This is a genomic window from Microbulbifer sp. CnH-101-G, assembly GCF_052466775.1.
Genome location: NZ_CP174292.1, coordinates 3,417,044 through 3,443,279, shown reverse-complemented (window position 1 = coordinate 3,443,279; position 26,236 = coordinate 3,417,044). Strand labels below are relative to the sequence as shown.

The following is a 26,236-nucleotide window of genomic DNA, read 5'->3' as shown; positions in this document are numbered from 1 at the left end:
GCTAGCTCCTCCTGAGCCTCTCGATAGTCGCCTGTAGATCCTGCTACAGCGCCGGTCGGCAGTACTTCGTTAACCGCCAAGTGTGCCGGTAATATACCCCAACCCCAAGGCAGAATATATTGAACAGCTGGCGGATCTGGGGATGTGAATGGGGAAGAGCGGACGTGTTACATTGAGCCCTCCCTCGGGAGGGCTCGATGATATTCAAGCGATTACTGGGCCTGTTCCGGCTGCTGAACCGGCATAGCCTCCAGCTTTTGCTTCAGCTCCTTAAGCTTTTCCTTCACGCGTGCGGCGTTATCCGGGCCCATGCGAATCATCAGCTTTTGTACACCGGGCAGTTTTTCAAGCTTGGGATCGGCAAACTTATAGTAGACCGATGGGCGCACCAGCTTGATCGGGCCCTCGACCTCAGGGGCCGCGAGCACCTTATCGATGGCTTCAATCACCACCTGGTGGAAAGTTTTATTGCGGATACCCAGTTCACCATAGGCTTGCGCCAGGCGCGGATACCAATATTGGTAGAGGCCAACCGCGGTGTCGGTATCCATCAAGGCGAACAGGCGCACCGGCTGATCGTAGCGGCGGTAATTGTCCGGTGATAATTCGTAGCCCTCCATTGAGGAGCCGGTAACAATAATTGGGCCGCGAATGGTTTTCAGTGGGCGGTGCTTGTGGATCAGGTCTCCCCGTGAGCCAGAGTTGACCGCGGCCACCCACTTGCGCACCACCTCATCGTTTACCAGCCAGCGCGACAGGGCGTTGTCTGGGGCCAGGCTCATCAGATCGTCATAAGCGGCCTTATCGCTTTCGTTGAGAGGCGGTGGGGGTTCTCTGCTGGGTTCTTCCACCGGTGCGGGTTCCTGGGGCTCCGGGGTGGCGGCTTGTTCCTGAGGCTGTTCCAGTGTTTCTGGTTCAGGGGTGCTTTGGGGCTCCTCAATAATTTTGGTAGGGGGAACCTCTTTCTTTTTTTCTTCGCCAGTCCACAGCCAATAGGCTGCCGCGGCGACGACGATCACCACAATAATTCCGATGATCCACCCATGCCTAGACTGTTGTTCCGACATTCCCTGCCTCCTTTTGCTGCTATCAGAATGTGACCCTTTGACCACGGCAAAGCGCTTCGGTTTCTCCGTGATGCCTGGGTTTTACCTTACTCTCCACAGGAGCCCATCGCAAAGGGGATTTGATTCACTCTCTGCCTGTTGCGTAGATTGTTACAGGTTCTGTCCGGCTCCCTCTTTCCTACCGATTACGCCCCCGCTTGGGAGGATGTATGAATTCCATTGCGGATTAGAGTGGACTAGTGAAAATGTGCGCGTCGCATAAGAGCGGTTGAGCGCGAAGAATAAGAGAGGGAACAATGGTTAAATTCACCAGCCTACTGATGGGCCTGTTTCTGGGGGTTGTGCAGATTGCTGCAGCCGCTGAAGCGGTCGACCCTTTTTGGCGCAATGCCACTATCTATTTCATGTTGCCGGACCGGTTTAATAACGGCGACACAACCAATGACTTTCCCTATGGCCGCAAGGATGACGCGGCACACCTGCGTGGATTCGCCGGCGGCGATCTGCGTGGAGTGATCGAAAAGATTGAGGCGGGTTATTTCAACGATCTGGGGGTGGATGCCATCTGGATGTCCCCGGTGATCGAGAATATCCACGGTCACAATGACTCCGACAAGCGCACCTATGCCTTCCACGGCTACTGGCCCAAAGACTGGACTGCGGTGGATGCCAACTTTGGCACTGAGGCCGAGTTAGCGGAGCTGATAGAGGCCGCGCACAAGCGCGGTATCCGTGTGTTACTCGATGTGATTCTCAATCACACCGGCCCGATAACCGCAAAGGACCCGGAGTGGCCCGCCAGCTGGTTGCGCAAAGGCGCGCAATGCGATTGGTCTGATTACGCCGGCAATGTGGAGTGCGCGATCCATGCCAACCTCACCGATATCCTCACCGAGAGCGATAAGCCCGTGGCGCTGCCGCCGCAGCTTGTGGATAAGTGGCAGCGCGAGGGCCGCTTGCAACAGGAACTGAGCGAGCTGGATGCATTTTTCGAGCGCACCGGCTATCCGCGCGCGCCCAAGTACTACCTGATCAAGTGGCTGACCGATTGGGTGCGGGAGTACGGCGTGGATGGCTTTCGTGTGGACACGGTAAAACATGTCGAGCCAGAAGCCTGGGCAATCCTGAAAAAAGAGGCGGACTTGGCTCTGGCCGAGTGGAAAGAAAAACATCCACAGCAGAAACTCGACGATCGCGATTTCTTTATGCTGGGTGAGGTCTATCACTTTGGTGTGAATAACTATGGCCCCACTGTCGGCCGTATTTACGATTACAGTGATCAGCAAGTGGATTTTTACCAGTATGGTTTCGACAGCTTGATCAACTTCGATTTTGCCCAGGTGGCCGGTGAGCCCGCAGAGAAAATTTTCTCCAGTTATTCCACCGCACTGAATCACGGCGCGTTAAAGGGGCTGGGAATACTCAACTACCTGGGCTCTCACGACGACCACCACTCCTTCGACCGCGAGCGCCAACAGACCCGCAGTGCGGCCAGTAAACTGATGCTGGCGCCGGGGGCGGTGCAGATCTATTACGGCGATGAGCTGGCGCGACCCATGACCGATGCCCGTGCCTTTGGCGATGCGGCCATGCGCAGCCCCATGAATTGGGACGACCTGAAAAAGGCTGAAACCCGCGCATTGCTCGCCCACTGGCAGAAGCTCGGCCAGTTCCGCCGAGCACACCCCGCCGTGGGTGCCGGTGTGCACAAAAAACTCGTCGATAAACCCTACACTTTTGCTCGCACTTTAGCCGGGGAGCAGCCGGTGGTAGTGGCAATGGAGCTGCCCCTCGGGGAGAAGCGTATTTCTGTAAAAGGCGTGTTTGCCGATGGCACGGTGTTAACGGATTACTATTCCGGTGAGCGTGCAAAAGTTGAGAGTGGCAGTGTGACTTTTAATACCGGTGGGGATCTGTTGCTGCTTTCAGCTCAATCAAAGTAGCCCTGGTTTTTAACCGGCCCGAGAAAGAAAAAACCCGGCAAATGATTGCCGGGTTTTTTCTTAGAGCTTTCTAATGGAATTTACACATCGGTGTTGGTGAACTGGTTGCACACCATCACATCCACGTCCAACTGGCCGATCACCCGCTCGGCGGTATTGCCTCGCAGCAGCGAGCCGGTTTCGCCGAACTGGTTGAGGGTGCCCATTACCACCAAATCCGCATCAATTTCCTTGGCCACCGCTTCCACCACATCGCTGGTATAGCCCTGCTTCACATGAATGCGGTGTGTGGGCACGCCGGTTTTATCGGCCAGCTTGGCGAGGGCGCCGCGATCGGGATAGCGCATGGAATCTAGGTAGGCGTTCACCAGGTGCAGCTCGGCGCCGTAGTGGCCGGCAATATAGGTGGCCCGCTCGCTGATCTGGCGGTTCAGCTGGCGCTGTTCCAGGGTTTTGGCCTGGTAGTTGACGGTGGCCAGCACCACTTTGCGCGCGGCTTTGGCACCGGGACGAATCAGTACCACCGGGCAGCGTGCGGTTTTCAACACTCGCCACTTGGATTCGGCGAAGGTAAAACGGCGGCTGGATTTCTTGTGTACTGGCAGGTAGATCATTTCTGCATCGCAGCGCTTGGCCTCCTGCACAATGGCCGCTTGCCAGTCGCTGGACCAGCACACGGTGATTTCGCAGGTGAGCCCTGCCTCGGAGATGGGTTCACGGATTTGCTCGCGGAACCAGGATTCATCGCGGAATAGGTGGTCGTTCACCGCGCGGGTATCCACTGCCTCGCCGTCCACCGCGACAAACACCGCCAAGCGCGGCTGCGGGTTGCGACCGCGGGAAGTGCTCATTGCCCGTTCCAGGGCCACATGCTTGTCATCGTTGGGGTCCACGACCACGAATACGGTGCTCTGCTGCTCCATCTTTCCTCCAGATCAATGGGTGTTTCCGGTCCCTGCCTTATGCAGTTGACTCCTGGGTCTACGTTATCACGGGGGGCCTCAGGCGCGGAGAATTTGTCGTCTTAATACGTTGAAAAACGCGTCAGACAGCCCCTAATGCCGGCGCATGATGAAGTAATGGGGAAGGACTGTATTGAGCCAGATCAAGACCGGCCGCCGGTGCGATTAGTGCCGGGTGGGGAGGGGAACCCTCGGCGGGGTTTTTCAGCGTTTCTTAAGTTTGCCTTAATTTTGTCTCCGTAGACTCTCGCCGTGACACTCCCAAAGAGGGTTTTCAATGGCGCTACAAAGACATTATCAATACCTGGACCAGAGTGCGTTGCCCAAGCGCAGGCTGCGGCGGCGCAAACTGGATTTCGACCTGACCCGTATAGGGCAGGCAGGCCACAGCCGGGTGCAGGGATTTATCGCGCAGAAGTTTGCCGATACCTATGGTGCGCAGGTGAACCAGTTTGCCCCGCTATTGCTATCCGCCTGGCAGGAGAGCGCGTTCAGCAGTGCCCTCGGGCTGCGCCGCGCCGACAGCGGACCGCTGTTCCTGGAACAGTACCTCGATCAGCCGGTGGAACAGGAGATCGCCGCCTTCAGTGGGAGTCCGGTAAGACGCACGGAGATTGTTGAGATCGGCAATTTGATCTCCACCAGCCGCGGTGGCAGCCAGATGCTGTTCCTGATGTTGTTTGAATTATTTGCCGCCGCCGGTGTGCATTGGGCCATTTATACCGCAACTGCGGAAGTGCGCGGCCTGTTGCAGAAACTGGTGGGTCGGCAGACGGTTTTATGTGAAGCCGACGGCCGGCGTTTGGGGGATAACCTGAACGAGTGGGGTCGTTATTACGAGTCGGCCCCGGCGGTGACCGCCATCGATATGGTCGCTGAGCATCGCGCCCTGCTGGCAAATCCCCGCACTCGCGAGACTCTGCTGGCCTGTCGTGCCTCGGCCCAGGCTATGTCGCCTGTCCTCACAACCTCGGCGAGAGGAGCCAATCTATGCAATTGATAGAGCAAATTCGCCAGCAGGCTGTGAATCACCCCGAGCAGCTGGCGCTGCGGGGGGAGCAGCGTACATTTAGCTACGGGCAACTACTGGCGGCCGCCGAGGAAATCGCCGTGGATCTGCAGGCGCGCGAGATCCGTGTGCTGGGCCTCTATGCCGACAATGGCCCCAATTGGTTGTTGGTGGACCTGGCCTGCCAGATAGCGCAGATCACTTTGGTACCGCTGCCGGTTTTCTTTTCCCAGCAGCAGCTGGCACATACCCTGCGCGTGAGTGGTATGCAGGCCCTGTTGAGCGATAGCTGTGAACGTTTTACCGCGCTCGATATGGTAGGTCAGGCTAGGGCTGAGTTGGCCGGTATGGCCCTGATCGATATCCATGCGGAAGCGACAGCGGCGCTGCCGGAACACACTGCCAAAATCACTTTTACCTCTGGCTCTACCGGCAAGCCGCGCGGTGTCTGCCTGTCAGCCCAAACCCAGCTCACCACCGCCAGTGTACTGGCGCAGCAACTACAGCCTCAGGGCAACCGTGTGCACCTGTGCCTGCTGCCTCTGGCCACTCTGCTGGAGAATGTGGCCGGGGCTTACAGTAGTTGGTTACGTGGTGGTGAGGTGGTGGTGCCGACCACAGGGCGCCTGGGCCTCAGAGGCAGCTCGGGTCTGGATGTAGCCCAGCTGGCGAGCTGTATCGATGAGTATCGTCCCCACAGCGTGATCCTGCTGCCGCAGATGTTGAAGGCGCTGTTGGAGTACAGTGAGCACTACGGCTGGCAGCCGCCGAGCTCACTGCGCTTTGTCGCCGTGGGCGGCGGTAAGGTCTCGGACCGGCTGTTGTTGCAGGCGCGCAGTCTTGGCCTGCCGGTTTATGAAGGCTACGGCTTGTCCGAATGTGGCTCGGTGGTAGCCCTGAATGTGCCAGGCGCTGACCTTCCAGGCAGCGTGGGTCAGCCCTTGTCTCACTGTGATATCGCCATTCGCAATGGCGAGGTGATGGTGCGCGGTCCCCGCTACCTGGGTTACCTGGATAGTGCCGAGGGTGGTGAAAGCCAGTGGCTCGCCACCGGTGATTTGGGTGAGTTAGACGCACAAGGATTTCTGCACATCACCGGGCGCCGCAAGAACATCCTGATCAGCGCATTTGGGCGCAATATCTCGCCGGAGTGGATTGAGAGCGAGGTACTGCTGGAGCCGATAGTGCAACAGTGCGTGGTGGTCGGCGACGCTCGCCCCCACTGTGCCGCCCTGATTTTTGCACGCCCCGGCAGCAGCCGCGAGCAACTCGACAGTTGGTTGCAGGCAGTGAATCGCAAATTGCCGGATTACGCTCAGGTGCGCACCTGGACCGCGCTGCCGGCGCCATTAACGTTTGCCGATGGCCTGCTCACTGCCAACGGCCGCCCGCGCCGCGATCGCATCGTCGCGCAGTTCCAAAATTCTATCGATAGCCTTTATGGAGGTATCTCCTCATGAGTTTTTACAATCTGCTTGAACAGCAAACTGCCGACGCCCGTCAGTCTCTGATGGAGGTACCTTTTATCCAGCGCGCCGCACGGGGTGAGATTGCCTTGCAGGAATATGTGGCCTTTCTCACCCAGGCCTATCACCACGTCAAGCACACGGTGCCGCTGATGATGGCCTGTGGCAGTCGCCTGAGTCAGCAACAGGAATGGTTGCGCGAGGCGGTTGCGGAATATATCGAGGAGGAAACCGGTCACCAGGAATGGGTGCTCAACGATATTGCTGCCTGTGGCGGCGATGCGGAAGCGGTGCGCAACGGCCGCCCGAATCTGAGTACCGAACTGATGGTGTCCTACGCCTATGACAATATCGCCCGCGGCAATCCCCTCGGCTTTTTCGGCATGGTGCATGTGCTTGAAGGCACCAGTACCGCCGTAGCAACGCAAGCGGCGCGCGCCATCCAGAAAACCCACGGGCTGCCCAACAAAGCGTTTAGCTATCTGCTCTCTCACGGCGATCTGGATATCGGCCATGTGGACTTCTTCAAGGGGCTGATGAATCGCATCGATAACCCCGATGACCAGGCCGCGATTCTGCACTGCTCGCGGGTTATGTACCGCCTGTATGGGGATATTTTCCGCGAACTGGACAACCCCTTTAACGTGCAGGAGGCCGCTTGATATGACAGCAAGAGAAACGCTCACGGTACTGATTACCGGCGCCAGCGGCGGAATTGGCAGTGCCATCAGCCGCTTGCTGGCCGAGCAGGGCCACCGGCTGCTATTGCAGGGGCGCAACGCTACGCGCCTGCAAAAGTTAAAAGTGGGGCTGCCCCACAGCGACAGGCACCAGGTACTGGTGGCCGATCTGTGTGATGGCGCGAGCCGTTCCGAGCTGGTGCGTAGCTGCGAGCAATTGCCTGGCGGTGTGGATGTGCTGGTCAACAACGCCGGCATCGCTTCTTTTTCCCTGCTCAGCGATATTAGTGATGCCGAGCTGGGCAGGTTGTTAAACACCAACCTGATCGCGCCTATGGCGCTTACTCGCGATTTGCTGCCGACACTACAGCGCAGCGAACACGCCGCCATCATTAACATCGGCTCCGCCTTTGGTCATATCGGTCATCCGGGCTTTGGGGCCTATGGCGCCAGTAAAGCGGGGCTGCACGGCTTTACCGAAACCCTGCGCCGGGAATTGGCGGGCAGTAAGGTGCGCGTGCACTACCTGGCGCCCAGGGCGGTGGATACCTCTCTCAACAGTGACGCAGTCAACGACTTGAATCGGGCACTCGGTAACAAGTCCGACTCGCCACAATTTGTCGCCGCCCAATGTCTGCGTTTACTACAGAGTAAACACGGCCGCAGGCGCTTTATCGGCTGGCCCGAACGCCTGTTTATCAAGGTCAATGCGCTCCTGCCCTCTCTTGTGGATAGCGCGCTGGCAAAGAAACTGCCTTTGGTTCGCCAATTTGCCCGCGGGGAAACTCCGCCAACAGTACAGGATAAGGCGGCTCCCGGCGCGCTCTGAGCGCGCTGGCCTTTTCAATTCAACAACTAATTCAACAACCACTCCCGCGCCACCCACCGTCCCGGCAAAGGCACTATGCTCTGGCGGTGGGGGAGGGCGTTGCACAGCGCTCTCCTAACCTGTTTCCATTGCTGAAGAGCCCAGGCCAATGCGCATCCTACTGATCGAAGATAACCAATCCCTGGCCGAGGGGATGGTCACCGCCCTGCAGAGAGGGGGCTATGCCGTTGATCACGCGGCCCGCGGCAGTGAGGGTATTGCTCTGGCTCAGGCGGCGATACCGGATGTGATTATTCTCGATCTAGGCCTGCCCGACCTGGATGGTGTGGAGGTGTTGAAACGGTTGCGAGCTAAATCAATTCGCTCGCCGGTATTGATTCTCACGGCCCGCGATGATCTCCCCTCAAAGGTGCAGGGCCTGGATGCCGGTGCCGATGACTATCTGACCAAGCCCTTTGCAGTAGATGAGCTACTGGCGCGCTTGCGCGCTCTGGAAAGGCGCGGGGGCAGCGGTCTCAGTGCGGAAATCCTGATTGGCGATGTAGCCATTAATTTATCCAGTCATAGCGTGACGAGGGCTGGGCAGGAAATAAAACTGTCGCGGCGGGAATTTAGCCTGCTGCGCGCCTTGGCCGAGCGCCCGGGCCATATTCTCAGTCGCGAACAGCTGGAAGATAAGCTGTACAGCTGGGGCGAGGAGGTTTCCAGCAATACTGTGGATGTGCATATCCACAATTTACGCAAAAAAATCTATCCAGAGTTTATTCAGACCATTCGCGGCGTTGGCTACAAACTGGAAGCGGCTGGCGGCGCATGAAATCTATCCGTATTTTTCTGTTGATCGCGCTGCTCAGTATTATCATGCTGGTCAATTTTGTCTCGGCACTGCGCGGCTACCGCGACACCATGGCGGAAGCGCAGCGGCTGTTTGACCGCCAATTAAGCGCCTCTGCCAGGTTATTGGCAGATATGCCGGTGGCAACAGGGGCTGAGCGGGTGGTGGCCCAACCCGAGGCCATGGTGATGCAGGTATGGTCTGAGGATAAGAAATTACTGGTGCGCTCCGCCGATGCCCCGACGCAACCCCTCAGTGAATTTGCCGTTGGCTTTAAGGAAATAAATTTCTCGGGCTACCGTTGGCGCAGTCTCGCCGAATACTTTCCCGATAATGGCCACTGGATTATCGTTGCCGAGAGATCTGACCTGCGTTACCAGCTGGCAGAAAAACTGGCGATTGCTGCAGTGCTACCGATGCTGTTGGGTCTACCGATTGCCGGGTTGCTGATTTGGTTTGTAGTAGGGCGCGGTCTTTTTAGTTTGCGAAAACTCGCCGAAGACCTGCATAGCAAACGCGCCGAAGATCTGACACCACTGTCAGAGGGTAATCCCCCACAGGAATTGCTCCCGGTGGTGCAATCCATTAATGCACTACTCGCACGCCTGCAGGCCTCTTTTGAGCGCGAGCGGCGCTTTTCTGCCGATGCTGCCCATGAATTGCGCACGCCCATCGCCGCCATACAGGTACACGCGCATAATCTGGAGAGTGATTTTGAGGGGGCTGGGCAAACAGTAATGCCCCAGAGTCTGGTCAAGCTAGAAGATAGTGTTCAGCGCATGGCGCACTTAGTAGAGCAAATGCTGGATTTATTTCGCACTACACCCGAACACTACCCGGCGCGCTTTGAGATACTCAATCTTCATGCCCTGGCACGAGAGGTATTGGCAGAGGAATACCCGATCTTTGCCCAGAGAAAGCAACAGGTGGAACTGCTGGGCGGTAGGGTATTTCTGCGTGGCGACCGTTTCGCACTGACTATTCTTTTAAAAAATCTCCTGCGCAATGCGGCGAAATACACTCCTGAGGAGGGCCGTGTGCAAGTAAGTACCCGGTTAATCAAAGGGGATATTCTTCTACAAGTAGAGGATTCCGGGCTGGGGATTCCAGAGGAAGAGTACTCCAGGGTTTTTGAACGGTTCTACCGAGTGGGGGGCGACCGCCACCAGAGCACTGCCCCCGGTTGCGGATTGGGCCTTTCCATTGTGCAGCATATCGCACGCCTTCACGGAGCTTCAATCGAACTCGGCCAGTCACACTTTGGCCAAGGGCTTTCAATAACTGTGCGTTTTAAAAAAGCAAAGGACGACAAGGATGCGTAGCTGCTTACAGGTGCGAAGAAAAACCTATAAAAAACAGAAAAAGAGCGACGCTTTGGCTGCCGGCCTTTGGATTTTGGTTTCAATTTTATTGGGTGCCTGCGCCCCAGATACTAATAAACCCACTGTAAAATTAGAAATCCACAACCATCTTTTTAACCCTTCCGAACTGGTGGTACCCGCCGATACGGAGATTAAACTGGTGATCTACAATCGTGATGCATCCCCAGAAGAATTTGAGAGTTACCAGCTCAACCGAAAAAAAGTGATCATGGGTAATAGCAAGGCAGTGCTATTTATTGGCCCTTTGCCAGCAGGTGAATATCTGTTTTTTGGTGAATTCCATCCCATAACGGCTCAGGGAAAAATTATCGCACAGTAGCGAAAGACTTATGTTATTAACCTCTGTAATGGTAGTACTGCGGGAAGTGTTGGAAGTGGCGCTGCTGCTCAGTGTGCTATTGGCGACTACCCGAATGCTGGATCTTCGCGCCCGCTGGTTTTATATCGCGCTATTACTCGGTGGATTCGCTGCAATCGTCTATGGTGAAAACCTTACGCGAGTCTCCCAGGCAATAAATGGTACAGGCCAAGAGCTGTTGAATGCCGGAATATTAATTACAATCTATATATTATTAATAATAGTCACCACCTTGTTGTTACTTAATTGGCGTAAGCAGCAATACCATTTACCCATCATACAGGGCGCTATGCTACTGGCAGTCACACTCGCGATTATGCGTGAGGGGTCAGAAGTTTATGTTTATCTCACTTCCTTTTGGCTGCACCCACCACTCTTACCCTCCGTAATAATTGGTGCATTGCTAGGTGCCGGTATCGGCTACAGTTTAGGTGCATTACTTTATTACTTTCTATGTGGTCTATCACCCAAATATACTTTGATGACCTCCTGTATATTGCTCACCATCTTGGCAGCCGGAATGATCCTACAGGCCTCGCAATTATTTATTCAAGCAAATTTACTGCCTGGGCAAGAGCCCCTCTGGGATAGCTCTCAGCTGTTGCGGGAGGACTCAATCCCAGGGCAGTTGCTCTTTGCTATAGCTGGTTACGAAGCCACACCAACCCCTCTGGAAGTCATGGTCTACGCAGGCAGTATTTTTCTTATGCTGGGCGTGCTTGGGGGTTTTTATTATAGGTGTTCCAGAGATTAACTAGTGGGTAGATAAGTTATTCCATTTGGGTTTATTTACGCCTTTTCTTATTGAGGGCATTCTCGTAAATATAGTCTTTCATTCTCATGGCCGAATCATCCATACTTTCAAATAACACATATTCGCGCAATCCTGCTTTGAGACAGAGTGTATTAAATTTTGCGGCTGGTGTGTGCTTAGTGTTCATAATATAGCTTGAAATATATAGGTCTTTTAGCCCCCATTTTAATCTGCACATGGGCTTCCATTTCCATGGGATTAATCCTCTCATGAACACTATCTCTCTATTAAAGTCTATTTTTGTCTGCACAGGAAAGGCTGCCCCTTAGGCCTATTAAAGTGGAGAGCAATATAGGAGAGACACAGAGAACAACCCACTCAGGACCAAGATCCAGCGTGATATTAGCGATATATAAAGTTAGCAAGCTTAATCCTGCTAAAACAATAAAGATAACACAGTAAGAGTTTCTCTTAATAGTTACTGTGCCATCAGTAATGATACATTTTTTGGATAAATTCATGGTCTACTAACTACTAGAATTTTAAATATCAAGTCTTTTTCATAGTGGTTTTATCGTATATTTCATAAATAAAAATATGTAGCCGACACTGCTAGGCCTGCCACCATACCTTAAAAGTTTATAAAATCATTAAACATTTTAACCTGCTAAATATGAATCCTATCGCTATCAGAAATATATATCGAAGAAGTGCCCTTAGGTATAATGGAGCTCCATTATCGTTTCATCGAACTCATCCTGGTCTACGAGGTTAAACCCAAAGCGTTCGAAAAAAGGTTTCGTGATGTCATGTCCCTCAACGTAACAAATGGATATAGAATTAAAGCCTTCAAGTTTCTTTATTTCTGCTAATACGAGTTTCACTGCTTCTGAACCGTAGCCTTGACCTTGAAAGCTGATGTCAATCAATAATTGATCTATAAAGATTTCGTTTGGCTTGCCATTGCCATGATTTGGGTAATATTGGATAAATCCAATGGGCTTATCCCCAAGATAAACGCCTCGATTGATGTAATGATCATAAAACTTGGATGCGGCAATAGCTTCTGAAGTTAGAGCCACATAGTTTTCTTGTTCTTTTGTGATGTCAAGGCCAATCATATCGACCCAGTTATCTTTTGATATTTCTCGTAAGTTGATGTTCAATGATATAAATCCTTTTTATATACAATGGGAAGATTAATGTTAATGTATAGAGGTGGACCACAGAGCAGAGGGTGCCTTTGTTCTACACTCTGGGTTTACTTGAATCACTAGCTGCAGTTCACTGGTCTAAATACTTTCTTAGGCACTTGGCTTTATCGAGAGCTTTACTTTTCAACTCGTAGTTATCACAAACATATACATCAATTTGTTGAATAGGTAATAGGCTTCGCGATAATTTCCTTGGCCTTCTTTTATCAGTGAAAAATTATATATGAGGCTACTACAAAAAGTGGAGTCAAACAAACTAATACAAAAGTTCCATTTCTCATTATGGTTTTTCACCGCTGGTGCTATCTGAGTAATCCTCTAGGAACCAGTAAGAACTCCAGTTTACTGCCTGCGATTATTAAGTTTTTGTGCTCAAACATTCAGTTGATAATCTCCAACGCTAGACAGCAAGCACACAACACCACAAATGAAGGCGAAGAAGGCTAGAATCCAAAAAAATACAGGTTGATCTTTGACTGTTAAAAGAATTTCTTCTGGACGGAAATTTCCTTTTGTTAGGAGGAATTTTCCATCCAGCACAAGCCAAGGAATTAGCCCTAAAAATATACCTGAAGCTATCAGTAAGTTGATAATTGGCGGCTGATGAGATTGCCTAGGGGCTCCGAATTCTATTAGTGCTTTCCAGTTCATATAAAATCTTAATACAGGGATAAGGTGGCGGTTCGGGTAATATTAACGCGTCGTAAACTTGTTCAGTGACGGGTGGAGCGTACTTCAGCGAATTTTTATATCTGGTCCAATACACAATCCATTTCTGTTTCCACAGGCCATGCCAGATCTATAAAGCGACTTACCTCAACAAACGTGCACGCAGGCTTTATTGTAGAGAATAGCTCTCCATGTGCTTTTGCTGCTTCTTCCCAGCAGGATATATCGGTAAGCATGATACGGGTTCTGATGATACCCGTCGGTTTCCCTCCTGCTTCTAGTATGGCCTTCATCGAAAGCTCCAGACAGTACTTCGTTTGAGCATACACATCACCAATGTAAGCTGTCTGGCCATCCTTGATAGGTGCCGTACCAGAAACAGAAATTAGGTTTCCAACTCGGCACGCTCTGGAAAATCCTATCGGCTCTTCCAGATGAGAACCTGAAGAGATTAGTTTTCTCATGTTTCCCTACTTGAGTAAAACACCCACTGTAACGTAGTGAGTACAGGCCTGTAAGATCGAAGTTACTGCTGTACATTACAAGGAATGAACAGCGAGTAGTTTTCTTATCGTAACAGTATTTAACCAAACAATAACAGATGCTACTGCAAATTGACCTAGCGAGTGAAGAAAGAGTTTCGGCCAGAAATCTATTTCCTCAGTTAGCAGTGGGTGCCAAACATATACAAGAGTCAAGTTTCCTGGAAATAGAAATATCTTGTACCCAGGCATACCTCCGCCCCAGACATTCCAATTTAACGCAAATGCAATGAGCCCAAATGCTAACGCTAAAGGACCGCCATAAATCGCGATGGTAGTCGAATTGAATTTACTCATTGTGCATCGTACTCTTTAAAGTAGAGGTACGACTTTATATGCGATCTACCGCTTATGATTGTTAGATCACTAGTGATCATAATTACACTATTACTTGTTAGGTTTCTTAGTATCTTGTGTGCTGAGCCTGTTCATGATTTATGGTGTTCGGGTTAGGGACGGCTGGAGCGGAGCATAGGTAGCCCCAACCGTGTTGTTTCGCAGCGACTACAACCCTTGCTATGTGTGTTACCCGCAACAGTTTTGTCCTCGCTGGATTGGCGGACATTTTACCGTGCCATAAGAACAGAAAACGCAGCAATCACCAGGCTTTGGCTTAAGCAGTGTTCGGCACTGTTCACATTCATAAAAAAAGACACAATAATTCGTAGGCATGGCCTCAGTCTTTTGATGTCGGCACTTGGGGCAAGTAATCATCGTTTCTAGAATCATGGTAGCCTTAAACTCACTCTACGATTAGTGTCGCAATTATGCGCTTACAAATAATGATCAAAGTAGCAGTGAGATACACATCTGCTGACGATGTTTGTTAGCTACCTTTAAGCTTATCGATAAACGTATGGTTGATAGCCGTACCTTTGTCTAAAAACTTATAATCTAACAAGTGATCCAAACCCTCGTAATTAATGTGCTCACACTGATTTTCACTCTTAGCGTTCATTTTATCGCAAATATCATTTGCCATCTGAGGCGCCGGCCAAATTGCATCATTTTCGCCGGTCATCAGCACGACTCTGGCTCTTATATCATTAACAGAAATATCTGCTTTATTGCCATCAACACGGTTCGCTAATGACTGGGCATATAGATCCCGCAAACCGTTTACCGGACCAGAGGGTTTAAAAGGGATATGAGTTAACTCTTGGCCTTTCTCCGTCCAACTTGATGCAGGTACTTTTGTCCAATCTTTTAAAATGCCTGCCCAAACTACTGAGCTTGGTGCTATTGCCACTACCTTTGAAATCTGTTCATCTTTTGATGCTAAGAGTAATGCCAGTTCGGCACCCTTGGACCAGCCAACAATTGTTAACTCATCTGGCTTTACATTATTCTGACTCTTTAACCAAGACTTAGCCTCAGTGAAATATTCCAGAGGGATCTTCTCTAGTTCTTGAGGTAATCCATCGGCATTAAAATAGGCTAAAGCCAACGTTGGATATCCTGCGTCGACAACAGGCCGGGCGAGCTTTTCAGGTAGCCCGCCTTCTGACCCGCCCAGGACCAATACAGCAACCTGCTGCTCAGCTGATGAAGATGGATAATATTTTCCAACAAAATCGTTGTTCTCTAAATTAAAATCAACAGTAGAGGCATTTAAGCTTTGGACCATAAAAAATGAATAAACCAATGTGGCTTTCATGATCTTCTTTAACATGCTTTTTTCCGTGTGGCTAAATTTTGTTGATTGCTGATCTTGCCTTTGTGTTAGGCCGAGATCTAACTATACAAGGTGTCTAATAATTGTGTATAAGTCTTACTACTAACACCCTCAATATTCTGCTTGAAGCTGTTAAGCGGACTCTTTGTAAATATCCGTTTATTTTTTACCGAGACGTACCACAAATGGGTGCCTTTCAGTTGCCCATTCATGGCAGAGATCAGATAAATACTGAGTTAACTCACCTTCCGTAATTTCTGGCGGAACAAATATTTCGGTGTCTCGGCGCTTGCCTTCAGAACTCTGATAGAAGGTTTTCCAGTGATTTTTGCTTCTTTCAACTAAGACTTCTCTACCAAAAATATTATATTTATACCTTTCCATGACTTTGGCCTCTGCCTAATGCCCGTATCACCGGAGACATTGTAGTAGATCAAATTGTAGCAAAGTGCGTCTGGAGTACCATAATTGTCGATACTTAGGTTTTTTATGCATGCGATTGTTAGATTTTTTCATGGTTGAACCAGCTTATTTGGATAGCTGACAATGCTTTGCAAGATGAAACTCTTGCAGATACATATTTAATGTTAGGTACATTTTCACTAGTGCTCAGTGTGGACCAAATGTCAGTAGCACTATTTCGCCCAAGGGCCGAATTAGTAAAGTTATACTTACTACCATTTTCACCAATAACAATAAGTTTTATACAGCCTTCTGGGAAAATCGATCGTAGATACTGATTTTATTTCAGATAATCTAAGCCTTCATTAGAATATTGGCTAATATCAACGTAAAATGTAGCCCATTTTCTATAAGCGGTAATTGGTTTGTCAAAAGAGATTAAGAACGGTTGATCGGATATGTAAATTGGTTCAGGAGTAACAATGGTACTACCACCAAACACCAATATCAAAATCCATTCAAGCATCCAGATGCCCCATAAAATCTACGTTTGAATTCACCGACCTGTGTGGCTTGTGGCTCTGGTCCGGTGATTTTGTGTTAGCTATCTGCTCGCGACTGTGCAGAGATTACATTTCCAATCCACTCTTTATAGTGACTCAAGCGGACATTACAACTAATTTGCCCATACTGCCCCGGGGGATTCCTGATAGCACCTTGTGGAGCTGTCCATGAAGTCAATCCTGCCAACAGCCAATCGTCATCAGTTTGGATAAAGATTGGACCGCCGCTATCACCATTCCCCTCTCCGCCCTCAAGGGGTAGTGCTTCCGGTGGTGCATCAAACACATAGCAGAACCAGCGGCCATGAGCGCTTGTGACTTTATTTTCCGCACGACGAAGTTCAGTACGGTGCGAGTCATGAAAGTTGTACCCAGTGAAGCCGGTACCTGTAGCGCCTTTTCCTATGATCTTGATGCTCTGACCGAACTCATTATCTCCTTTGTAGATGGCGACAGGAGAGACATCAGTAACGGGCTGTGCCAATTTGAGAAGTGCAATGTCATCTGAGGAGGAGAGCAGCACTGCAAACAGCGTCCACTCCCAAGTGGCCAATGCATGATCAAGTAGCTCCTGTGACGGTTTTTTGTATCCCGAGTGTATTATCAGGCGCTCTATATTCCTGGGTTTGCCATTGAGGATTATCTGTTCAGGGCGCCATGTGACCGCATGTGCGGCAGTTATTACCCATTGAGGAGCAATGAGTATTCCGTGCCCCTCACCAGGTATGTCTGCAAGAGCAGGATATTCAGACCCAAGCACTCTATATTTTGAATCGTCAACGTCATCTCGAATAACGATCGCGCAGACGCTGGAGGATACAAAAAACAGTACAAACAACATAAATCGAGTCATATAAGATGCCTTTGTAAATGTCTTCAAGGGGCTAACATTTATATAGTGATCATCATGACCACTATTATTTTGATTGCTATTCTGGAAGTAGCTTAACCTTAGCTACCAAAAAATAAGTTAAATAATCTGCTTTTATGAATTTGGCACTAATGTAACATTTGCGGTGCGCATGTCGTGACGACTATCTCAATAATTCCTTACCATTCCAATAGGTTGACTTCAAAAATTTTATTTTTTATTTCGCTAGATCGAAAATAATGATCATAGTGAAAGAAGTCTCTAGGTCAACCTGGTCCCATGAATGATACATGCCTAACTTCTTTAGGTTGAATCAAAACGGTGGGCTTTAGGCAGAATAGGGTCGCCTGGTAAATGGAAAGGAAATATTAGAGCAGTCTGTGGCTAATAATCTAAAACCCTATAGTGATTGATACACTAGTAATTTATATGAGGGTGATAGTTGTAATTACTCCAATTACCATGGACTGATATTTAGCAAATAAACTGATATTGGTCTATGTCAAATAGGGTTGTGTTTAAATAGTTATTAATCCTTAAGTTTCACTGGCCCTACTTAATTTGACAGCTATCGCCTAAAATTTAATCCTGTTTTTCTTTGAACACCGCACTGCCTCTCTTGTTACTAAGTTCAAATTTCTGCAGATAAAACTACTACGCCCCCCTAAAGGGGGATGTGTGCGTTAGTACCATTTCTTTACTCTGCAATAGGTCACACCCCAGAGAGGGTGGACACTTGTGCCAGAGTCATTGGGTTAGAAGCGCTTTTTGAGTTAGGTATAACAACAATAACTAGGTTTATTTATTTCCATGTTTGACATTCACTGGCAGTCATTTGCTCTCACGGATACCAGCTTTTCGCTTGGATGTTTCCGGTTACTGAGCCTAGTCGTGAATGCTTGACAATTTGAACCTCATTTTGATTGTTGCGCCCTTGGTTTCGTTTACCTTTGGTGGAATAACCTTTCTCAGCGTCAAAGCTTGCTGTTTCTCAATCCGTGACTTCGGTCTTCAAATTCAGGAGATCTAGTCCCCTTGGCTCACTGTTTGTGTGATTGAGGGCTCGGATACCTGGCTTTAAAAAATAACAGCGAAAAGATGAGTAAAGAGAAAGCAAAGATGAACAATCCATTCCCCCTAAAAAGGCTACTGGCCAGTACGGGCCTTTTGCTTGGTACACTGTCTAGTGCCCACGTTAATGCCGGTACCGCTTTTGTACATTTATTCGAGTGGAGCTGGAATGATATCGCCAGTGAGTGTGAGAACTTTCTCGGGCCTAAGGGGTTTGATGCGGTGCAAATATCTCCACCCAATGAGCATATCAGCCTGTCCACCTGGTGGGCGCGCTATCAACCAGTGACTTATACCAACTTAACCAGTCGCAGCGGTACTGAGCAAGAACTGCAAAGTATGATCAACCGTTGTCATGCAGCAGGTGTGAAAGTCTACGCCGATGCGGTAATTAACCATACGGCGGCCTGGAATGGCGGTGGCACCGGTTGGGGGGGCACCCAGTGGTCCTTGCTGGACCATCCGGAGTTTTCTGATAACGACTATCACTCCGATTGCACCATTAATAACTACAATGATGCTAATCATGTGTGGAGCTGTCGGTTGAGTGGTTTGCCAGATTTGGATACCGGCTCCAGTTATGTGCAGGGAGAACTCGCTGGCTACCTCAGTAAATTAAAAGGCATGGGAGTCGATGGCTTTCGTATTGATGCGGTCAAGCACATGTCCCCCGGCGATTTACAGGCAATTGTGAATCAAGCTGGCAACCCATGGATCTTTTCCGAGGTTATCGGTGCTGCTGGCGAGGCCTCAGAAATCCAGCCTTACAATTATACTTTTCTAGGCCGTGTCACTGAATTTAAATATGGCACCGATGTAGCCAGCAACTTTAACGGTCAGATTAAAAATCTTGCCACTATTGGCGAGAGTTGGGGACTTTTATCTTCCAGCGATGCAGTTCACTTTATCGATAACCACGATCGTGAGCGTGGCCACGGGGGTGGCGGTAACCTGACCTATCACGATGGCTACAAGTACAACCTGGCCAACGTTTTTATGCTGGCACACCCCTATGGCTATCCGAAGGTAATGTCAGGTTATGACTTTACCGATACCGATATTGGTCCCCCCAATACTGGTCCGGAGAGTTGTGAAAACAACGAATGGGTATGTCAGCACCGATGGGGCAATATTGCCAATATGGTGGGTTTCCGTAACTATACCGATGGCACCAGTATGGAAAATTGGTGGGATAACGGAGATAACCAGATTGCCTTTGGGCGCGGTGATAAAGGCTATGTCGTTATCAATAACGAGGGTAATTCTTTCAGCCAGACACTGTATACAGGCCTTCCTGCAGGGGACTACTGCAATGTCCTGGCGGGAGATGATGAGTGCAGTGGCGATGTTATTTCCGTAGGCAGCAATGGTTATGCCACCTTCAATGTCGCAGCTTATTCCGCTGCTGCCATTCACGGTGGGCAGCTATCTGGTTCCTGTGGTGAAGAATGTTCTGGGACGGGTTTCCCCAGCCTTTATTTCCGTGGCACAGCGAATAATTGGGAAGCAACAGCTTTTGAATTGGTAGCAGATAATACCTGGCAATTGGTGGTTAATTTTGATGGCCAGGCAGACCAACGCTTTAAGTTGGATATCTATGGTGACTGGGCCGAAAATTACGGTGACGATGGTGCTGATGGCACGCTGGATCAAACCGGAGAAGATATTTATACCTCTGTAACCGGTAACTACTTGATTGAAGTAAATGATGAGACTCTGGCCTATTCGATCACCGAGGTCTCTTCCCAGCAGGCACCCACTGCAAGTGTGACCCCAGTATCCATCACAGTAGAGGTCAATCAGAGTGTCACCCTGGATGCCAGCAGCTCTACTGATAGCGACGGTAGTGTGATTTCCTATAGCTGGAGCAGTGGTGGTAGTTCTTCCTCGACGACTTTGCGCTTCGCCAGTGCGGGCACTTATACCGAGACAGTCACTGTTACTGACAACGATGGCCTGACCGATAGTGCTACGGCAACCATCACCGTGACTGATCCCAATGCGGGTTATGCTCAAAACTTTACGGCATTAAATTTCCGCGGTACGCCCAATAGCTGGGGCACTCAGACGATGACCCTGGTTGCGGATAATACCTGGCGTGCCACTGTGGTGTTTGATGGCAGCAGTAACCAGCGCTTTAAGTTTGATGTCAGCAGTGACTGGGCTGAAAACTACGGGGATAACAATGCGGATGGCTCTCTGGAGCAGGGTGGGGATGATATCTACACCGATGTATCAGGGACTTATATTGTTGAGGTAAATGATGAAACCTTGAGCTACAGCCTGACCTGTGCAGACTGTGGTAGTTACGCATCCAACTTTTCCTCGCTTTATTTCCGTGGCACACCAAATAGTTGGGATGCTGACGCTATGGAATTAGTTGCCGACAATACCTGGGAAATCCAGGTAAATTTTGATGGTCAATCCCAGCAGCGTTTCAAGTTTGATGTTAATGCTGACTGGAGTGAAAACTACGGCGATAGCGACTCCGATGGCGACTTGGAGCAGAGTGGATCTGATATCTACACTTCTGTAAGCGGAAGCTACAAGGTGCAGGTGAATGATCAAACCATGATTTATAGTGTGATTGCACTGTAATTGATAAGAGCCTGCAGGCCAGGAAGCTGGTCTGCAGGCTTCTTTAGTTATTTATTTTCTTTTTCTTTAGCCAGCAGTGCTTGTTGTAGCGCCTGCAATTTTGCAATCTCTTCTTGATTTAACTCTGGGTTCGATTCACAACGAGGATCGGTTTTTTGCAGCAATGCTAGTATTTCTTTTGTCAGTGGTATGGGTTCACAGCCGTGTCCGGTCTCGCAAATTAAATCCCACTGCGGTTTGGCTTGAACATGACAGGCAAAGCAGTTACCTCCAAAACGGTTAACTACATCAACAAAACCTCGGTTACGGATTTTGCTGCCTTCTTCAGAAACATCCAGTTCAAAAAACTCCCAATCTTTAGTGGCGGGGTTAAAGCCTTTTTGGTGTTTGACCATCACTTCCCCGGGGACTAACTGGACCACTGATCCAGGAGGATAAACACCTCCAGTGCTGGAGTTTGCGACCTCTAGAGTCCCATCCAGATCTCCCAGTAAATTATCCACATAAAACCCCCGCACCTTGGTCATATCTCGGATGCAGTTAAAAGTCTCGTCTGTCACCTGGATAGGTGCTTCGCTCTGTTCAGCCTTGTTAGTTTCAGCCATTGTAGGAAGTGCCACTGATGCTAAAAGTGCAGTCAAAATTAGGTTTAGCGGTGAAAAATAGCAGCTAGACTGTCTGTTCATAATTTCCCCTTGCATATCAATTTCGGCTTTTATTTAAGTTGTGCACAATATAATTGCGGGCAATATACATGGGGTAGTGTTTATGTCAAGCGAGTTACCTGATGAGTATGGTTAGGGATTGTCGGGATTATGTTGTGAGAAGGGGGGTAGGGTGGGTATAAATTGCTGTGCTTAAGTGTTCTTGGAGGGGATTAGTCCCCTCCAAGCTGAGAGGTTATTTCTGGGGAGCAGTGGATATTGCAAAGATATGGCTTTCGTAGGGTGCCAACTGGATCTTTATGGAGGCTTGGTCTTTTTCCAAGATAAGGTTTGCCACCTTATTGGATATCTGGCTTTCAGCCAGGTAGCTGCCCGGTTGTAGTTTCCAGGCCTCTAGAAGTGCTGTCGGCAACTGAAAATCAAACTCCACTGCCCTGTTATCGAAGTTGGCGATTACTAACAATTTTTCATGTTCACTCCAGCGGGCAAAGGAGAATTGTTTTTCCCCATAGCCAGAGTTTTGCTTGCGGTTGTAGTTGTGCAAGTCCAGGTAATCGCCAAGTAAGGCCGGGCTCTGTTTGGAGAAATTAAGCAGGCGCTGGTAGAAGCTGCGCAGCTCTTTTTCTTCTTCTGTCAGCAGTGCAGTGTCAAAAGCGCCCTCATTGTTCCAGCGGCGCACACTGGGTACTGACCAGTAGTCGAAAATGGTGGTGCGGCTGGCTTTACCGAAGCCGGCATCTTTGTTGGCGGGCTCTCCTAACTCCTGGCCAAAGTAAACCAAGGTAGGGGCTGGAGAGAGCGCGGCAGACACCAGCATTGCAGGTTTGCCAGCCTCTGGGTTGCCAGAAAATTGTGGGCTGGCAATACGCTGCTCGTCGTGGTTCTCCATAAAGCGCAACATATGAGAGGAGATATCTACCAGGCTTGCCTGCACCTCTGCGATTTTATCTGTGCTGCCCTTGTTCTCCATGACCGCACGAATAGCGTCGTAAGTGCCGACTTTATCGTAGAGGTAATCCATTTTGCCCAGGTGCAGATAATCCCGATAGCGCTCCGGAGTATAGATTTCGGCAAGTAACAGTGTGTTGGGGTTGCGCATTTTGATGGAGGAATTCAGGTAGCTCCAGAATTCTACCGGCACCATACCGGCCATATCATAGCGGAATCCATCGACGCCAAAGTCCAGCCAGTAGTGGGCGATATCGCGGAATTTTTCCCAGGTGTCCGGGACTTTCTTGTCTGCCCAAAACTGGGCGTGGGCCCGGTAGTCGCGCTCGGCATATTCCTGGGGTAGCTCAGAAAAATTCTTGCTGTCATCGGGGCGAACGCCAAAATTAATTTTGACGGTTTCATACCAGTCGTGCATGGCAGGTTGTGCACTGCGCGCGCCGTTACCGGTCCATTTGGCTGGACTCTCTACAAACTGCCCATCGACAAGATCATTGGCCTCGCCATTGAGAGGCTGATAACTGTCTTCTGCAACGGGCACGCGGAAGTCTTCGTCCACCACATAGTAGAAATTGTTGTTGCGGGCGTAGGTGACCTGGGTGTTGTCGCCAGCTCCAAAATCCTGCACGCCTTGGGGTTTATCGAGAGAATGATAGGCGCGGGCTACATGGTTAGGCACTATGTCGATAATCACTTTCAAACCGGCCGCGTGGCTGCGTTCCACCAGTGCGCGGAACTCCTGTAATCGCTCTGCTGGGTTATTGGCCAGGTCCGGGTTTACGCTGTAGTAATCCTTGATGGCATAGGGAGAGCCGGCGCGGCCTTTGACCACATCTGGATCATCGTTGCTGATACCATATTCGGTATAGTCGCCAACGAGCGCGTGGTGCAGGGCGCCGGTATACCAGATATGGGTGGCGCCCAGCGCCTGGATTTCATTCAGTGCTTTTGGGGTAAAGTCGGAGAACTTACCTACACCATTCTCTTCGAGTGTGCCCCAGGGTTTGTTGGTACTGTTAGTGTTGCCAAATAAGCGCGGCAGCACTTGGTAGATAACGGCTTTTTTCTCCGCAACTTTTTCAGCGGGTTGTAATTCTTCCGGGCTGCTCTCCTGGCTGCAGCCGGAAGTACCGAATAGAGCAGCACCTAGTAGGGAAGCCGAAAGGAGTTTGGCAATAAACGGGGAATGTAACTTCTTCATTGTTTTCTGATGACTTGAATTTTTTTGTCAGTGAACAGCGGTTTGCTGAATTATGGATTTTTGAGCATTAAATCCAGCGGTTCTTTGTGCCAGTCAAATTTAACCAGCAATTGCTGCTTGCGCTTGTTGTACCAGGCCCCACGGGGTGCCTGAGCAAAGTCTTTTTCACTGTCGAAAATAGGCAGGGATTTGCCGGTAACATCAAGCTGCGCAGGCACTTGTTGCCAGTTGTGGATCTTTAAATTGACCTTGCGGGATTCCGGCATACCGGTATAACCGTCTCCTTCACTCTTAAAGGCGAAGGTTAAACCCTGCTGTTTATTTTCAGCTGAGAAATGCAGCTTCTCGTATTTGCCTTTTTCAAAAGCCTGCGCGGTAGCGCCATCATCTTCATAAACATAGCGCTCGGACTTTGCTGTTGAGGAGTGCGCGTAGTAGTCCAAGGTCAAGTTTTTACTGGAGTAATCACGACTGCTGTGGACATCGTCAATGGTGGGAATAATGGCGCCGGCCCGCACCAGTACAGGAATAGTTTTCAGGTTCACTTCTACCAGGGCCTGATCGCCAGAATATTGTTCATCAGTCCAGTAATCGAACCAGGTGCCGCCGGGCAGTTTTACCGCGACCTCATCCACATCTTCTTCCACGACCGGGGCAACGAGGAAGTCCTGGCCCCACAGGTAGGCATCCTTGTAGTCCAGTAGGGACAGGTCACTTTCATTTTCGAAAAACAGCGGGCGCATCAGTGGCATGCCGGTCTGGCTGTTTTCGAAGGCGAGGGTGTAGTTGTAGGGCAGCAGGCGATAGCGCAGTTTTACATATTCGCGCAGGATATCGCGGGTGCGGCGATCGTGGAAAACCGGTTCGGAAGCAATATGCTCCTGGGCGTGCGGGCGGTAAACCGGTTGGAATACGCCGTACTGTAACCAGCGGATATAGAGTTCGCGGTCAAATTTCTCGCCGCCGGCAAAGCCACCCAGGTCTGAATGGGTGTAGCCAAAGCCCAGCAAGCCCATACTCAGAGCCAATTCCACCTGGGGTTGTAAGCCACCCCATTCCCGAGCGACGTCGCCGGTCCAGGGGATCATGCCGTAGCGCTGGGAGCCGGCAAAACCGGAGCGCATCATAATAAAGGGGCGACGCTCAGGGTGCTTTGCCGTTTGGCGTTCGTGCAGTAATTGCGCCCAGGCGTGGCCGAAGGCGTTGTGGATTTCATCGGCCATACCGATTGCGTGAACGGTATCGGAGGGGTGAACTTCCGGTTCACCCAAGTCGCCCCACCAGCCGGCTACGCCCTGTTCCAATAACCCGTCGTAAATATTCCAGAACCAGTCGCGGCCATCTTCAGAGAAGACATCGATCAGGCCGGTATTGCCGAAATAGAAATTAAAACGCTTGGGCGCTCCGGCCAGGTTTTTGGCCAGGGCATTATTCGCCACGGCTTCCTGCCAGCGCTCGGAGGTGGAGAGGACAAAAGGCTCGGTCACCAGGATGGTATTGATGCCGCGATCTTTTAGGTCGGCCATCATTTTTTCTGGCTCGGGAAAGGCCTCCTTATCCCAGGCCAGGTTGCCCATATGGCCTTTGATATTTGGGCCAAACCAGTAGAGGTCTAACACCAGGGCGTCCAGGGGGAAATCTTCCTCGGCAAACTTATCCACGGTTGCGCGGACTTCAGCTTCGCTGTGATAGCCAAAGCGGGAGGCGAAGTTACCCAAGGCCCAACGGGGGGGCAGGGGCTGTTTGCCGGTGGTGGATACATAATTTTCCAGCAACTGTGGATAAGTCTCACCGGCTACCACGATGTAAGCGGTGCGCCCGGCTACAGCTTCAAATTGCAGGATATCTTCTTCGTTTGCGCCCAGATCCAGGGTGCCGGTGGCAGAGTTGTCGAACAGCAGAATGTATTTGTTGCTGGACAGTACTGCTGGCAGGGAAAAATACATCTGGTTGGATTCGGTGGTGTATCCGTAATGGGCACGGTTATATAGAGGCAGGCGTTGACCGCGACGGTCCATCCCCATAACCCGCTCTCCGCCACCCAGCAGTTTTTCCTCTGGCGACAGTGCGAAACGGAATCCGCGCATCGTCTCGGTGGCAAAGAAACCACGCTCTTCACTCAGGATTTGTTCGCTACCGCGCAAGTACTCGATTCGGAAGGGAGACTTGTGGATGACCGCAGTAAGCGAGCCAGTGCGGTAAACGAGCTTGTTCCCTTGTTGCTCCAGCGTCGCCTCGGCTCGGTTGGCAGAATTGGTGGCCAACGCGAATGAGGGAAACTGCTTCAGGCCTTCGCGACGATAGTGCACCGATAGCGCTGACGGACCAACCGGGGTGAGGGTGACCTCGCCCTCACTCGTCTGTACAGTTAGTGAGTCTTCGCTCATGGTGTGATCGCGGTAGTTGCGCTGTTCAGCGGCCAGGGATTGAGCGCTCAGGCAGAGTGTAGCTGCGAGGCACACCAGGCGCAGGAGTGGGAGTTTTAGGATCATCGCGCGGGACTTCAGTTGCTTGATTAGGATTCACTGGTTT

Annotated in this window: 24 protein-coding genes; 10 read left to right on the top strand and 14 right to left on the bottom strand. The window is 50.5% G+C overall.

The annotated features are described in order from the left end of the window. Positions 1-212: 212 nt before the first annotated feature. Positions 213-1,067 (bottom strand): DUF3014 domain-containing protein, encoded by an 855-nt coding sequence (locus ACJJID_RS15220; protein ID WP_152455149.1) that lies wholly within the window; start codon positions 1,065-1,067, stop codon positions 213-215. A 296-nt stretch (positions 1,068-1,363) separates the two neighbouring features. On the opposite strand from ACJJID_RS15220, the gene ACJJID_RS15215 reads away from it, so the two are divergent. After that, positions 1,364-3,010, top strand: coding sequence for an alpha-amylase family glycosyl hydrolase (locus tag ACJJID_RS15215; RefSeq protein WP_444920208.1), 1,647 nt, complete (start codon positions 1,364-1,366; stop codon positions 3,008-3,010). An 80-nt stretch (positions 3,011-3,090) separates the two neighbouring features. Here the strand turns inward: ACJJID_RS15215 and ACJJID_RS15210 are convergent, their stop codons facing one another. Next, entirely contained in the window at positions 3,091-3,933 is an 843-nt protein-coding gene (locus tag ACJJID_RS15210; protein ID WP_152455145.1) for a universal stress protein, read from the bottom strand. Positions 3,934-4,249: 316 nt separating this feature from the next. Between ACJJID_RS15210 and ACJJID_RS15205 the strand changes: the two genes are divergently transcribed. The 8 genes from ACJJID_RS15205 to ACJJID_RS15170 all read left to right on the top strand — a co-directional run bounded on the left by ACJJID_RS15205 (position 4,250) and on the right by ACJJID_RS15170 (position 11,285). Next, positions 4,250-4,972, top strand: coding sequence for a thermostable hemolysin (locus tag ACJJID_RS15205; protein ID WP_444920207.1), 723 nt, complete (start codon positions 4,250-4,252; stop codon positions 4,970-4,972). After that, positions 4,963-6,441, top strand: coding sequence for an AMP-binding protein (locus ACJJID_RS15200; protein WP_444920206.1), 1,479 nt, complete (start codon positions 4,963-4,965; stop codon positions 6,439-6,441). The genes ACJJID_RS15205 and ACJJID_RS15200 overlap by 10 nt, the downstream gene beginning before the upstream one ends. Beyond that, on the top strand, positions 6,438-7,109 hold the full coding sequence (locus tag ACJJID_RS15195; RefSeq protein WP_444920205.1) for a TenA family transcriptional regulator: 672 nt from the start codon (positions 6,438-6,440) through the stop codon (positions 7,107-7,109). Before ACJJID_RS15200 ends, ACJJID_RS15195 begins: the two co-directional genes overlap by 4 nt. Before the next feature lies 1 nt (position 7,110). After that, positions 7,111-7,956 carry an SDR family oxidoreductase gene (locus ACJJID_RS15190; RefSeq protein WP_444920204.1) on the top strand — a complete coding sequence of 282 codons (846 nt, stop codon included), beginning with the start codon at positions 7,111-7,113 and terminating at the stop codon, positions 7,954-7,956. A 148-nt stretch (positions 7,957-8,104) separates the two neighbouring features. Beyond that, a complete protein-coding gene (locus ACJJID_RS15185) occupies positions 8,105-8,773 on the top strand; it encodes a response regulator (protein WP_444920203.1) in 669 nt (222 codons plus the stop codon). Beyond that, positions 8,770-10,113: an ATP-binding protein gene (locus tag ACJJID_RS15180; RefSeq protein ID WP_444920202.1), complete on the top strand. Its 1,344-nt coding sequence runs from the start codon at positions 8,770-8,772 to the stop codon at positions 10,111-10,113. The genes ACJJID_RS15185 and ACJJID_RS15180 overlap by 4 nt, the downstream gene beginning before the upstream one ends. A gap of 10 nt (positions 10,114-10,123) precedes the next feature. After that, complete coding sequence (locus tag ACJJID_RS15175) at positions 10,124-10,492, top strand: cupredoxin domain-containing protein (protein WP_444920201.1); 369 nt, start codon at positions 10,124-10,126, stop codon at positions 10,490-10,492. A 10-nt stretch (positions 10,493-10,502) separates the two neighbouring features. Continuing rightward, positions 10,503-11,285, top strand: a complete 783-nt coding sequence (locus ACJJID_RS15170) for an FTR1 family protein (RefSeq protein WP_444920200.1) — start codon at positions 10,503-10,505, stop codon at positions 11,283-11,285. A gap of 716 nt (positions 11,286-12,001) precedes the next feature. Here the strand turns inward: ACJJID_RS15170 and ACJJID_RS15165 are convergent. From ACJJID_RS15165 to ACJJID_RS15125, 9 genes are all read right to left on the bottom strand, one after another. Further along, positions 12,002-12,451 carry a GNAT family N-acetyltransferase gene (locus tag ACJJID_RS15165; protein WP_444920199.1) on the bottom strand — a complete coding sequence of 150 codons (450 nt, stop codon included), beginning with the start codon at positions 12,449-12,451 and terminating at the stop codon, positions 12,002-12,004. A gap of 420 nt (positions 12,452-12,871) precedes the next feature. Beyond that, the gene (locus tag ACJJID_RS15160) at positions 12,872-13,150 is read right to left on the bottom strand and encodes a hypothetical protein (RefSeq protein ID WP_444920198.1); all 279 of its coding nucleotides are present in this window, start codon (positions 13,148-13,150) and stop codon (positions 12,872-12,874) included. Positions 13,151-13,245: 95 nt separating this feature from the next. Continuing rightward, positions 13,246-13,632, bottom strand: coding sequence for a Rid family hydrolase (locus tag ACJJID_RS15155; protein ID WP_444920197.1), 387 nt, complete (start codon positions 13,630-13,632; stop codon positions 13,246-13,248). Between the two features lie 75 nt (positions 13,633-13,707). Beyond that, positions 13,708-14,007: a hypothetical protein gene (locus ACJJID_RS15150; RefSeq protein ID WP_444920196.1), complete on the bottom strand. Its 300-nt coding sequence runs from the start codon at positions 14,005-14,007 to the stop codon at positions 13,708-13,710. Positions 14,008-14,235: 228 nt separating this feature from the next. Further along, a complete protein-coding gene (locus tag ACJJID_RS15145) occupies positions 14,236-14,424 on the bottom strand; it encodes a GDCCVxC domain-containing (seleno)protein (RefSeq protein WP_444922639.1) in 189 nt (62 codons plus the stop codon). Positions 14,425-14,536: 112 nt separating this feature from the next. Further along, on the bottom strand, positions 14,537-15,382 hold the full coding sequence (locus ACJJID_RS15140) for an acyl-CoA thioester hydrolase/BAAT C-terminal domain-containing protein (protein ID WP_444920195.1): 846 nt from the start codon (positions 15,380-15,382) through the stop codon (positions 14,537-14,539). A 162-nt stretch (positions 15,383-15,544) separates the two neighbouring features. After that, the gene (locus ACJJID_RS15135; RefSeq protein WP_444920194.1) at positions 15,545-15,769 is read right to left on the bottom strand and encodes a DUF7661 family protein; all 225 of its coding nucleotides are present in this window, start codon (positions 15,767-15,769) and stop codon (positions 15,545-15,547) included. 358 nt (positions 15,770-16,127) lie between these two features. After that, positions 16,128-16,313: a hypothetical protein gene (locus ACJJID_RS15130; protein ID WP_444920193.1), complete on the bottom strand. Its 186-nt coding sequence runs from the start codon at positions 16,311-16,313 to the stop codon at positions 16,128-16,130. A gap of 74 nt (positions 16,314-16,387) precedes the next feature. Then, positions 16,388-17,203, bottom strand: a complete 816-nt coding sequence (locus tag ACJJID_RS15125) for a trypsin-like serine protease (RefSeq protein ID WP_444920192.1) — start codon at positions 17,201-17,203, stop codon at positions 16,388-16,390. A gap of 1,137 nt (positions 17,204-18,340) precedes the next feature. Here ACJJID_RS15125 and ACJJID_RS15120 point away from each other — a divergent pair. Continuing rightward, positions 18,341-20,890, top strand: coding sequence for an alpha amylase C-terminal domain-containing protein (locus tag ACJJID_RS15120; RefSeq protein WP_444920191.1), 2,550 nt, complete (start codon positions 18,341-18,343; stop codon positions 20,888-20,890). 47 nt (positions 20,891-20,937) lie between these two features. Here the strand turns inward: ACJJID_RS15120 and ACJJID_RS15115 are convergent, their stop codons facing one another. The 3 genes from ACJJID_RS15115 to ACJJID_RS15105 form a co-directional block, all read right to left on the bottom strand. Beyond that, positions 20,938-21,576 carry a hypothetical protein gene (locus tag ACJJID_RS15115; protein ID WP_444920190.1) on the bottom strand — a complete coding sequence of 213 codons (639 nt, stop codon included), beginning with the start codon at positions 21,574-21,576 and terminating at the stop codon, positions 20,938-20,940. A gap of 214 nt (positions 21,577-21,790) precedes the next feature. Then, entirely contained in the window at positions 21,791-23,704 is a 1,914-nt protein-coding gene (locus ACJJID_RS15110; RefSeq protein ID WP_444920189.1) for an alpha-amylase family glycosyl hydrolase, read from the bottom strand. A gap of 50 nt (positions 23,705-23,754) precedes the next feature. Next, positions 23,755-26,196: a TIM-barrel domain-containing protein gene (locus tag ACJJID_RS15105; protein ID WP_444920188.1), complete on the bottom strand. Its 2,442-nt coding sequence runs from the start codon at positions 26,194-26,196 to the stop codon at positions 23,755-23,757. Positions 26,197-26,236: the final 40 nt, after the last annotated feature.